6 protein-coding genes are annotated in these 4973 nt (G+C 39.9%); 1 reads left to right on the top strand and 5 read right to left on the bottom strand.

Translation table 11 applies throughout. The features are described 5' to 3' along the window. Nucleotides 1-116: 116 nt before the first annotated feature. The 4 genes from P20311_RS02155 to P20311_RS02140 all read right to left on the bottom strand — a co-directional run bounded on the left by P20311_RS02155 (nucleotide 117) and on the right by P20311_RS02140 (nucleotide 2771). Complete coding sequence (locus P20311_RS02155; RefSeq protein WP_008109155.1) at nucleotides 117-515, bottom strand: hypothetical protein; 399 nt, start codon at nucleotides 513-515, stop codon at nucleotides 117-119. A gap of 337 nt (nucleotides 516-852) precedes the next feature. Next, nucleotides 853-1941, bottom strand: coding sequence for an IS91 family transposase (locus P20311_RS02150; protein WP_008109153.1), 1089 nt, complete (start codon nucleotides 1939-1941; stop codon nucleotides 853-855). Then, complete coding sequence (locus tag P20311_RS02145; RefSeq protein WP_274377836.1) at nucleotides 1938-2504, bottom strand: tyrosine-type recombinase/integrase; 567 nt, start codon at nucleotides 2502-2504, stop codon at nucleotides 1938-1940. The genes P20311_RS02150 and P20311_RS02145 overlap by 4 nt, the downstream gene beginning before the upstream one ends. Before the next feature lie 48 nt (nucleotides 2505-2552). Continuing rightward, on the bottom strand, nucleotides 2553-2771 hold the full coding sequence (locus P20311_RS02140) for a phage integrase N-terminal SAM-like domain-containing protein (protein ID WP_008109149.1): 219 nt from the start codon (nucleotides 2769-2771) through the stop codon (nucleotides 2553-2555). Between the two features lie 614 nt (nucleotides 2772-3385). Here P20311_RS02140 and P20311_RS02135 point away from each other — a divergent pair. Continuing rightward, nucleotides 3386-3820 (top strand): hypothetical protein, encoded by a 435-nt coding sequence (locus P20311_RS02135; RefSeq protein ID WP_238529420.1) that lies wholly within the window; start codon nucleotides 3386-3388, stop codon nucleotides 3818-3820. A 170-nt stretch (nucleotides 3821-3990) separates the two neighbouring features. On the opposite strand, the gene P20311_RS02130 is transcribed toward P20311_RS02135, so the two are convergent. Continuing rightward, complete coding sequence (locus tag P20311_RS02130; protein WP_008109146.1) at nucleotides 3991-4845, bottom strand: PA4780 family RIO1-like protein kinase; 855 nt, start codon at nucleotides 4843-4845, stop codon at nucleotides 3991-3993. Nucleotides 4846-4973 lie beyond the last annotated feature (128 nt).

The following is a 4973-nucleotide window of genomic DNA, read 5'->3' as shown; positions in this document are numbered from 1 at the left end:
GATTTGATTGCCGCAGAATACGTTGCGCGTTTTAATTTCGTCATTTTTTCACCCAAATTTGTATGCTTATTAGCATAACATTTCTTTCTTAATGGGTGGCCAAATTAACTATGCCACTACAACCCGTTAATTTCATTTTTAAATGTCAAAAAGATTTCTGATACATCTCCTTGAACTCTTAGCATGCTGCGAATGTAGTCGGCCGTATTCTCTTCAGAGGGATCATTCAAGATATCCATCATTCCTTGTTGAAATCCATCGAATACTGCTTTTCTAGATTTAGCAGTATATGAATCCATCAGAGTATAATATTTTTTATATATTGTTAGTTTGCCTTCATACAGTTTTTTCTGCCTGTCCAAGCCGAATTCTAATTCGCTTTTCAATTTAGCTAATTCTTGATCGTATTCGTGCTTAATTGACTGCTTTAGACGTTCTTTGAACCAGAAAATAACAATGACATTAATAAATGCTGTAACAAAAGTTGATGTGCCAATAATTGCAACTAAGTCCATTTAAACCACCTATTCGTATAACATTTTAGTATTTATGCGACACGCTGTTTGTGTTGCATAATCGCTTGTTGGACTGAGCCGCTACCTGCTCGATGTGTCAGAGTTGGTGTTGTTTATGCTATGGGAATTTGCTTTTTGAAGGCTCTCACTTTCCTTGCTAATTTAATCAGCTTAGCTAGTGTTATCTAAGCTTTCCCTGCATTGCTCAGCGCTTATTATGTATTCATTACACCTAAATTTGGCTTAATAAGCAATTATATTTTTTACACGTACAGAGGCCGCTAGCCTGAGCAATTAAGCAGGCTAACTCATTGATTTGATGCAGCAAGCAAGACTGCTAACTCGTTCGCGCTATTTTATTTGTCGCCACATCTATATTCATCACACCAATAAATCGTAAGGTACCTGTCTTGCATGACTGGCAAGGCCAATGCGGTATCAGTGTTACGTTTTCTGTCTTTAGCTTCTCCACTTTACCTCTGTGTGATTCTTGTGACCTTATTAATGCTAGCTTTCGCTTGCGACACGCATTAGCTAAAAAGCCATAGTGGCGAATGCGCATAAACCCTTTGGGCAATACATGTTGTAAGTAGCGCCGTAAAAATTCATCACAACTCAGAGTCATGACTTTATCGCGGTTGTTATCTGCATAATCGCGGTATTTAAAGCTCACTGTTTCTTCAGTCGCTGACACTAATCGCGATTCTGACATCACGCCTTTTCGGGTATAACGAGCAAGGTAACTAACTAGCTTTTCACTGTACGTTAAACAGGCTTTGCTATACACGCACCATTTGGTTGGCGTGCTTACCTTCGCGAATGAACTATCGCATTCATTGAGCGCCGCCAGCATTTTCCCTCTGAACACTGTTGATAATGCTTTAACGGGGTATAAATAGCCTTTTTCTATTTCATACCAGTGCGCTTTATCAAGCGCGCCTGCGGGTATCAAACAGTGTAAATGGATATGCTGACCTAAGTTTTGCCCCCACGTATGCAGTACACTTGTCATGCCTAACTGACCATGCCTCTTTCGTTTCGCAAATTTACTCAGCGTTTGCCATGTGGCTTTGAATAAACACTGATACAACGCGTTTGGGTTGTAGTGCGCAATGATATTCAACTCATGCGGGAGTGTAAAAACAAGGTGGAAATACCTACATGGTAATAAATCCTCCTGCTGTTTTTGCACCCATTTAGCCGTAGCCATGCCTTGGCAACGCGGGCAATGACGGTCTCGACAGCTACATCCAATCTTTTGCGACTCCCCACAGTTATCACATTGCCATGCTTGATAACCGAGCTGACCCGTTCTGCATGATTGAAGGTGCTGACACACGCGCAGTTGTTGATAACTCACCGTATGATGTTGGCGATAACTCTCAAGGCTTGAGTTTAAAATATCAGCGAGGTGTAAGGCGTTCATTGTTTACCCCAACTCGCAAGTAAATCAATGCCGCCATGCCCTAATTCAGGTAACCAGTGTAAGTAACTTTGTGTGGTTTTAATATCACTGTGGCCAAGCTGATGTTGCAGTTGATGAAGTGGCATACCTGATTCAAGTTGGTGTGTTGCATAAGCATGGCGTAAAGTATGTGGATTACAGTGCTTTAAGCCACACGCTTGTGCATGTTTTCGCAATGGCTTCCTGAAGGTTGATGCTGACATAGGTTTATCCATTAATAACCGTGAATAGAACATCCAACCTGTTGGGTGATACATTTTCCAATAACAACGTAATTGAGCCAGCACGCTATCTGATACAACCACATATCGTGATTTATCCCCTTTACCTTGTTCAATTAAAATAGTTTTACGCTGTCCATCGATATCTTGCACTTTAATGCGTAGCAGTTCATTAATACGTAAGCCACACCCATAGCACACCATAATCAATGTTTTTAAGCGCATATCGGTGCAACTTTCTATAAGCCGTCGCATGTCATCGCGCGATAAATACGTGGGTGCGCGAAGTTTTACTTTTGGCAGTACAATATCTAAGTTAAGTGGCCGATGTAAAATATTCTTAAACAGAAACTAAATACTGTTTATCTGTATTTTTTGGCTTGCTCTAGAAAGTTTACGAATCGCAGGATCGTTAAAAAAGGCGTTAAGTTCCTCATCAGTAATCGAATCGAGCGGTTTATTAAAATAATGACTGAGTTTTAGTAAATGTTCACAGTAGCTTTTACATGTACTTTGCGAATAACCACGATAGGCTATTCCAGTTTTGACTTGTTCAATGAGTGTATTCATGACTTACCTCCAAGTTATGGGATAACCCCAAGGTAAGTGTGGCTCAAATGATAAGAATAGGATCTCCGCGTAGCGGCTTAGTTCAACATTTTAATAGTGCGCTCATCGCGCATATTTCTGCCGATATAACGCTCATTTACCTACTTTATGTAGTTTTAACAAATAACCTAAGGTATTACTATCACTAAGTTTTCTAAAACTTTAAAGAAAAGTTAAATAGAATAATATGCGCGTGCCGCTCATTTTCATGAATATATGCGCAAAAAGCAGTTTAACAAATCAATTAACGACGATATTTAGCCAATCTTAATGATCGCTTTTCGCTCACAGCCGAACTTCGCAAAAGTGTCAACTTTAGTCATTAAGGACTCTCTCGTTTATGCTTAAAAAGTTGTCGAAAATACGACAAGGAGGGCTTTGTACGATATCACAATAACGTGGTCAAAAAGGTTAGCAGGCAAACACAAGGGAATGGACGAAGTGCATATTTTATTCAGGCGCTTAAATGTAGAAATACCATTGTTAATTTAATAAGATAGGCTACAAATTTAGAACCTTAGTTTCTGTTAGCTTAAATTATTGAGTCGACCGTCACTCTTACCTCTCGATCGAAGATGATATTTAAATTTACCAAAAACTGGCTCTCTCCAAATTTTGTTATGGTTGTTTTGTTCTCTATAATATCCATCCTCTCTACCTATTATTTACATGACTCTGAGTCTGTAAAGATAAAGGCTGCTTTGTTTGTTTCTCCTTTTTTTTATTTAACAGGGCTCTATTACTTTTTGCATTTATTAACAACTCCCAATGAAATTACTTTAGGCAACAACAGTATCGAAATTGATGGGAAGGTTTATTCGTTAGGCTTAAATACTAAGTGTAGTGTTTTATTTAATAAAGCATCACAGGCTGAATTCGAAATAACCATAAATAATAAAAAGACCGTCACAACGTCTTTTTTTTATAAATGTGATTTTAATGAGGAAGAATTTATCAGCTATTACACTGATAATGAATATGTGTTTGCAGGCTCAATGGTATTTAATTAATGGATAGTATCAAGCTGCTTTTAGTTAAATGCACACCTGTCGGTTCCCGTTGATAGTAATGACAGAACTAACTTAGATTTTGCAGTGACGAGCTAAACTCATCCCTTATGGCCCATACCTACATGCTAAGTTTTGATCTAATAGTCAAAACTCAGCACGTAAATTAAGGGTTATTGCTCATCAGCGTCGCGAATGCGTTCTTTACGTTCTTGTTCTTCATCAAAGGCGGCTTGAATTTCGTCAAGTACTGAGTCTACATCTGCAGCTTCGCTGTCGTCTTCAAATTCGCCACTGAGTTTTGAGTGCGGGGTTAAGTTAGCATCGGCAAACAGTGCCCACATTTCTTTGGCGTATTGCGTGTGCAATAACGCAGGTGCAAATTGGCCATAATAGCGGCGCATGTTATTTACATCGCGAGCAAACATCGCCTCGGCGCTATTATTAGCAGAGGCGTTAACCGCTTGGGGTAAATCAATAATTACTGGGCCGTTGCTATCTACAAGTACGTTAAATTCAGATAAGTCACCGTGAATAATCCCTGCGCACAGCATGAGCTTGATGTAATGCATCATTAATGTGTGCTGCTCAATGGCTTGTTGCTCGGTTAAATCAACCGCGCCAAGTTGTGGTGCAACATCGCCTTCATCATCGCTTACAAGTTCCATTAGCAATACACCGTCAATGCAGCCGTAAGTTTGCGGTACCCGAACACCTGCTGAGGATAAACGCGAGAGTGCGTCAACCTCGGCATTTTGCCAAATTTCTTCTTCTAATTGACGGCCGTAACTTGAACGTTTACCCATAGCACGGGCTTGGCGGCCACCACGTACTTTTCGCCCTTCTTGGTACTGTGCTGCCTTTTTAAAACTGCGCTTACTGGCCTCTTTATAAACCTTAGCGCAGCGAATGTCATCACCACAGGCGACCACAAATACATCGGCCTCTTTACCGCTCATTAAACGGCTGATCACTTCATCAATAAAACCATCATCAACTAATGGCTGTAAGCGTTTAGGTATTTTCACAGTGGGGCTACTAATTTAAATGAGTAAGTAATACTGACGTTGCTTAGTGCTTTTGATATATGAGTATTTATGTGGTTCAAACGAAGTGTTACCTTTGCAGATTATATGCGGTGATTTAGTAGCAGTGC

Source organism: Pseudoalteromonas sp. BSi20311, assembly GCF_000239875.1.
GTDB lineage: Bacteria > Pseudomonadota > Gammaproteobacteria > Enterobacterales > Alteromonadaceae > Pseudoalteromonas.
The sequence above is the reverse complement of the archived record's forward strand: the minus strand, read 5'-3'. Positions and strand labels throughout refer to the sequence as shown.